Here is a 6,949-nt window from a genome sequence, read left to right on the forward strand (position 1 = left end):
ATGCTGATGAAAACATTTGTAAAAATTACTCGTATTCTTTTTATAAGTATGTTTGTTCTATTGCTACACTCTGCTCGTGCTGAGGAAGAAGTAACACAAAAATTGACTTTAAGAACTTCAAGCTTACTAAAAGTTCCTGTTAATTTCCCTACAAGTAGTACTTATGATTCAGGCATTAATATACCTTATCCTAAAGAAGGTGTAAAAGGAATTTATGTACAAGCTTTTAGAGCAAAAGGTACTGAACTAGACAAAATAATTCAATATGTGGACAAAACTGACATTAATGCGGTAGTTGTAGATGTACGAGATGGTTATGGGAAAATAACTATGCCATTAGAAACAGATAATAAATTAATTCAAAGCAATACCGTTAATGAGATAACAGACACAAAACAATTACTAAAAACATTAGAAAAACATCAGATTTATCCCATTGCTCGTATCGTAAGTTTTGGAGACCATCTAGTTCCTTATCAAAATCCTGAATTAACATTTCGTACCCAGGCTGGAAGTGTTTGGAATAACAATGAAGGTGAAGCTTTCTTGAATCCTTTCTTAAAAGAAAATTGGGAATACATTGCTGAAATTGCAGTAGGTGCAGCTAAAGCGGGGTTCAAAGATATTCAATTAGACTATGTTCGTTTTCCCCTTGGATTTGAATTAGTGGAAAAATACTTAGATTATGATTTAGGTGATTTTAGTCATTATACAGATATGGATGAAGCTCGTATCGCAGCTATTACCGAATTTGTTGAGTTTGTTCGCGAAAGATTAAAGCCCTATGATGTTCATCTATCAGCCGATATAATAGCTCATGCGATTACTTCTAAAAAAATTGGTGGAATTGGTCAAAAATTCACTAATATAGCTGATCATGTGGATGTTATTTCACCAATGATATTTCCAAGTCATTGGGTAAAAGGTATATTTGGTGTCAAAGATCCAGATAAGCAACCATATGACATAGTAACTGAGTACATGAAAATAGAAAACAGTTATGTAAAGGAATTAAATCCGTCACCAACATCAAGACCATGGATTCAAGCTTTTACAGCTGATTTTTTAGGTGAAGGAAACTTCCAGCTATATACTGCTGAGGTAATTAGTCAAGAAATTAAGGCTCTAAAAGAAGCAGGAATTAAAGAATACTTACTATGGAATGCAGCCAGTCAATATTCAACAGAAATTAATTTTTAAGACAAAGAAAAACGACAGAATCATTTAAGGTTCTGTCGTTTTTTATATGGCAAGTAATACTACTAACTAAGAAAGTCTATTAAAGACTATAAACAAATTTTTTTAATACTGTCTTCGTAACTCCATCTACATCATTTAACAATGCTGAACCATTACTTGTACGATCCACTAAACTTAAATCCATTGGGCGAATCTCTTTCATTTCCCCATTTGTCGAAACAACAATATATTCTTGTTTTGAGGTAATATTACCGTCTAAATAAACAACTCGATGAGGATTACTCTTCAATTCTCTTAAGACCATTAATCCTCTCTTAGCTCTCGTAAGCATTGAAACTTCTAAAACATTGAAGCGTTTCACCGATCCACGTTGAGTCACCAAGAACGCTGAAACAACTTTATGTTCCGGGCTATATACCATTGCTCCAGCAACAAAATCATCTTTTCTTAAATTAATTGCCTTAACTCCACTTGCAACAGTACCTACAACTGGAACTTCACTTAATTCATAACGTAAGCCAAAACCACAATGGGTCACAATAAAGATTTCTTGCTCTTGATTTGGAACTAGTTCAACAACAACTACTTCATCCGTTGCTGTTTTTAATTTAATGGCATTACTTGTACGAGTTTTATAGCCTCTATACGTATTAAATTCATTTAACGCAGTTTGTTTCACAAGTCCCTCTTTTGTAAAGAATACAACTGTCCAATCTTGATAAACTTCCGTACTATCTTTTTCTTTCACCATACCAGCTAAAATAATTTCATTTGTCGCTAGAGAAATGGATTGACTTAAATGATGCCCTACATCTTTCCATTTTGCTTCAGGAATTTCGTGAACCGGTAGATGTAAATAATTCCCTTTAGACGTAAATAACACTAAACTATCTAAAGTCGATACTTTTTGAACAAGTAAGACTTCGTCCCCTTCACGCAATCCATTCTCTTCAGGAGCACTTGAAGCAAAGGAACGTGGACTCACTCGTTTGTAATAGCCTTGTTTTGTAGCGACTACATACACTTCTTCTTCTGGAATTAAAATCTCGGTTTCAATTTTAATTTCTTTAATTTCTGCTTGAATTTCAGTTAAACGAGATGTTGCATATTTTTTCTTTAATTCACGTAATTCTTGCTTCATCACTTGTAATAATGTTTTTTCTGATTTTAAAATACTTGTTAAAGTAGCTACACGTTCATTTAAGTCTAATTTTTCTTCTTGTAAAATTGTAATATCTGTATTTGTTAAACGATATAATTGCAAGCTAACAATTGCTTCTGCTTGAGTCATAGTAAAATCATAGGTTTCGACTAATTTCTCTTTCGCATCTTTTTTATCATTACTATTACGAATTAACGCAATCACTTCATCTAATATCGATAAAGCTTTCATTAAACCATCTACAATATGCAAACGATCTTGCGCTTTATTTAAGTCAAACTGAGTTCTTTTTGTAATAACTTCTTTTTGATGCGCAATATAAGAATCGAGTATTTTCTTCAACCCAACTTGCATTGGACGTCTAGCATCAATCGCAACCATATTAAAATTATAATTAATTTGAAGCTCAGTATTTTTTAGTAAATAATTTAAAATTCCTTCTGCATTTGCTTCTTTTTTTAACTCAATGACAATTTGTAAACCAGTACGATCAGATTCATCCCTTACTTCGGCAATACCTTCAATTTTTTTATTTAATCGAATTTCATCAATTTTCTTCACTAATAAAGCTTTATTCACTTCATAAGGAATTTCTGAGACAACAATTTGACTTTTTCCACCTTTAATATCTTCAATGGATGTTTTAGAACGAACAACTACTTTACCTTTACCGGTTTCATACGCTTGTTCTAATTCATCTATTCCTTGAATAATCGCTCCAGTTGGAAAATCTGGCCCCTTTACAAATTGCATTAATTCCTTAACTGTTGCTTTTGGGTGATCAATGGTATGAATTGTTGCATCAATGACTTCACCTAAATTATGTGTTGGAATTTCAGTTGCATAACCAGCAGAAATCCCTGTAGCACCATTAACTAATAAATTAGGGAATCGAGCTGGTAAAACTGTTGGTTCTTCTTCTGTATCATCAAAGTTTAATACAAAATCAACTGTTTTCTTGTCTAAATCACGTAATAATTCTTCAGAAATTTTTGATAAACGAGCTTCCGTATAACGCATGGCAGCAGCTGGGTCTCCATCCATACTACCGTTATTTCCATGCATTTCAACTAAAACATCTCTTAATTTCCAATCTTGGCTTAAACGAACCATCGCTTCATAAACCGATGAATCACCATGAGGATGATAATTACCAATTACATTACCGACAGTTTTAGCAGATTTTCTAAATTGTTTTTCACTCGTATTTCCTTCTACAAACATCGCATATAAAATACGTCTTTGTACAGGTTTTAATCCATCACGAATATCTGGTAAAGCACGATCTTGAATAATATATTTGGAATAACGTCCAAAGCGATCGCCCATTACATCTTCAAGATTTAACTCTTGGATATCTTGCTGCATGCTCATATTATTCCTCCTCCATTAATAGTGATAATTGTTCAACAGATGATGGAGAATTTACTTCTTCTTTTTCTGCTTTAGAAACTTTTGGTTGCTCAGTCACAGTTAGATGCCCTTCTGTTTCTAAAATACTCTTTCCATCTTCTAAACTAAATTCCACATGACTTTCAATCCATTTTCTACGTGGTTCAACTTTATTTCCCATTAATGTACTCACTCGACGTTCTGCTTGAGCTTTATCATCAATAACAACACGAATTAATGTTCTTGTTTCAGGATTCATCGTTGTTTCCCATAATTGGTCTGCATTCATTTCACCCAGACCTTTATAACGTTGTAATAAATATCCTTTGCCAACTTTTTTAATTTTTTCTTCTAATTCTTTTTCAGTCCAAGCATATTCTACAACTTGTTTTTTACCAGTTCCTTTTGAAATCTTGAACAATGGAGGTAAAGCTAAATATACTTTTCCTGCTTCAATTAATGGTTTCATATAACGATAGAAGAATGTTAATAGTAATACTTGAATATGAGCTCCATCGGTATCCGCATCGGTCATAATGACAATTTTATCGTAATTACAATCTTCAATATTAAAATCTGTTCCAACTCCAGCACCGATTGTATAAATAATGGTATTAATTTCTTCATTTTTTAAAATATCGGATAAAGAAGCTTTTTCCGTATTAATAACTTTTCCTCGTAATGGTAAGATTGCTTGGAATTTACGGTCACGCCCTTGTTTAGCAGAACCTCCTGCAGAATCTCCCTCTACTAAGTAAAGTTCATTCTTTTTAGGATTTTTCCCTTGAGCAGGTGTTAATTTTCCTGATAGAAGTGTTTCTTTTTTCTTCCCTTTTTTACCGTTACGGCTCTCTTCTCTTGCTTTACGACTCGCTTCACGTGCTTCTCTTGCTTTTAGAGCTTTACGAATTAATTCTTGAGCGATTTCACCATTTTCTGTTAAAAAGATTCCTAATTGTTCAAAAATCGTATTATCAACAATACTTCTTGCAGCAGGAGTTCCTAATTTATCCTTCGTTTGTCCTTCAAATTGTAAAATCTCTTCCGGCACACGTAAAGAAACAATTGCTGTTAATCCTTCACGAACGTCACTACCTTCTAGATTTTTATCTTTTTCTTTTAATAGACCCACTTTACGAGCATATTCATTAAAAGCTTTTGTTAAGGCAGTTTTCATTCCTACTTCATGAGTTCCACCATCTTTTGTACGAACATTATTAACAAATGATAAAATTGTTTCAGAATAGCCGTCATTATATTGAAAGGCAAATTCTGTTTCTACTCCATCAATCGTACTATTGAAATCTACAATTGGAGATAAAGTATCTTTTTCTTCATTTAAATATTGAATAAAATTACGGATTCCTTCTTCATAACAAAACACATCACTTGTATCCGTTCTTTCATCCGTTAATGTAATCGTTAATCCTTTTAATAAAAAGGCAGATTCGCGTAAACGTTCCGCTAAAGTTTCATACGACCATACAATCGTTGAAAAAATATGTTCGCTTGGTAAGAAACGAACCGTTGTCCCTGAACCTTTACGATTTGTTTTTTCTTTTTTAATGGAACTAACTTTTTCTCCACCTGTTTTAAAGGTTTGAGTATATAATACGCCATCACGTAATACTTCAACTTCTAACCAATCAGATAAGGCATTTACAACACTGGCACCTACCCCATGAAGTCCTCCAGAAGTTTTATATCCACCTTGTCCAAATTTACCACCAGCATGTAAAACGGTAAAAATTACTTGAATTGTTGGAATTCCTGAAGCATGTTTTCCAGTTGGCATTCCACGTCCATTATCTCTTACAGATAGTGAGCCATCATTATGAATTGTGACATCAATCTTACTCGCATATCCAGATAAAGCTTCATCGACTGCATTATCTACAATTTCATAGGCAAGATGATGCAATCCACGGTGGTCGGTTGAACCGATATACATCCCTGGACGTTTTCGAACGGCTTCTAAGCCTTCTAATACTTGAATTGAATCATCATTATATTGGTTAGTGACTTTACTCATTCACGACTCTCCTTCTTACTATTTATAAAACATATCTACTCTATCATACTTAATTTTTCAAATATTGCAAGAATTCTTCCTATCTCCCTTTAAAATTAGACTAATTTTTTGAAAATATGCTATAATCAGTAAGTATAAATTAAATTTAACGGTTAAAGGAGAAAGACATATCTATGCTATCCATTGTTTTAGGTGCTACGATGGCATACTTATTAGGATCCATTCCTTCTGGATTATGGATTGGACGTAAGTTTTTTCAAATTGATATTAGACAACACGGAAGTGGCAACTTAGGAGCTACGAATTCCTTTAGAATTCTTGGCAAAAAAGCAGGAACCATTGTTTTACTAATGGATCTTTTAAAAGGTTCGATTAGTGTTCTTCTACTAAAGCATATGGATTTACATGGGGTTTCCCCACTCATTATTGCTTTATTTGCTGTGATTGGGCATACGTATCCATTATTTGCAAACTTTAAGGGTGGTAAAGCTGTTGCAACTTTTGCTGGAATTATTTTGGCTTATAAACCAGAATTGTTCATTCCATGTTTATTATTATTTGTCATTATTTTAGGAATTTCTAAAATGGTGAGTTTTTCTAGTATGGTCACTATTTCTATCGGTGTACTAGCATCTCTGTATTTCCAAGATATGGTTTTAACAACGATTGCTCTTATTGTTGATATCTTTATAATTTATCGACACCGTACGAATATTCAAAGAATTTTGAATGGAACAGAACCGAAAGTTGATATTTTTAAGCGTAACAAAAGATAGGAAGAAAAATCTTATTTGTTTGTGTGGTCGCCAGCAGCCTCGCTCTGCGAGTCTCATGGCTAAAATTCGAGCCTTGGTCTCGAATTTTACCTGTAATGGAAGCTAGAGAACTATCTTCCATTACTTTCACTACAAAAAAATTTTTCTTCCTATCTTTTATATTATATTTACATTTTTCTACTAAAAATTCTGAATACACAAAAAAGAATATCCTACCGAAAATATACTGCACCCCAAAAGTTAGACACAAAAATCTAACTTTTGGGGTCACTTCATTTATCCTTGTCTTTTTCGTTTTAGTATTACTTTGGTTTCAATGTCAATAAGTGTGATCTTTTTGAATCAGTAACTATTCCAATTTATCTATCTTGAAATAAATAAAATCCC

General features: G+C 33.1%; 4 protein-coding genes. 2 read left to right on the forward strand and 2 right to left on the reverse strand.

What is annotated here, in order from left to right:
- Positions 1–6 precede the first annotated feature (6 nt).
- Positions 7–1,200 (forward strand): putative glycoside hydrolase, encoded by a 1,194-nt coding sequence (locus RWO76_RS07500; protein WP_314355035.1) that lies wholly within the window; start codon positions 7–9, stop codon positions 1,198–1,200.
- A gap of 79 nt (positions 1,201–1,279) precedes the next feature.
- Here the strand turns inward: RWO76_RS07500 and parC are convergent, their stop codons facing one another.
- Positions 1,280–3,736, reverse strand: a complete 2,457-nt coding sequence (gene parC / locus RWO76_RS07505; RefSeq protein WP_314355036.1) for a DNA topoisomerase IV subunit A — start codon at positions 3,734–3,736, stop codon at positions 1,280–1,282.
- Position 3,737: 1 nt separating this feature from the next.
- Positions 3,738–5,786 carry a DNA topoisomerase IV subunit B gene (parE, locus tag RWO76_RS07510; protein ID WP_314355038.1) on the reverse strand — a complete coding sequence of 683 codons (2,049 nt, stop codon included), beginning with the start codon at positions 5,784–5,786 and terminating at the stop codon, positions 3,738–3,740.
- Positions 5,787–5,959: 173 nt separating this feature from the next.
- On the opposite strand from parE, the gene plsY reads away from it, so the two are divergent.
- Positions 5,960–6,562: a glycerol-3-phosphate 1-O-acyltransferase PlsY gene (plsY, locus tag RWO76_RS07515; RefSeq protein ID WP_314355039.1), complete on the forward strand. Its 603-nt coding sequence runs from the start codon at positions 5,960–5,962 to the stop codon at positions 6,560–6,562.
- Positions 6,563–6,949 lie beyond the last annotated feature (387 nt).

It is taken from the genome of uncultured Granulicatella sp. (assembly GCF_963521425.1).
Lineage (GTDB): Bacteria > Bacillota > Bacilli > Lactobacillales > Aerococcaceae > Granulicatella.

Coding starts and splice junctions, on each gene's coding strand:
- RWO76_RS07500 (WP_314355035.1), top strand. CDS start 7: ATGAAAACATTTGTAAAAATTACTCGTATTCTTTTTATAAGTATGTTT.
- parC (WP_314355036.1), bottom strand. CDS start 3,736: ATGAGCATGCAGCAAGATATCCAAGAGTTAAATCTTGAAGATGTAATG.
- parE (WP_314355038.1), bottom strand. CDS start 5,786: ATGAGTAAAGTCACTAACCAATATAATGATGATTCAATTCAAGTATTA.
- plsY (WP_314355039.1), top strand. CDS start 5,960: ATGCTATCCATTGTTTTAGGTGCTACGATGGCATACTTATTAGGATCC.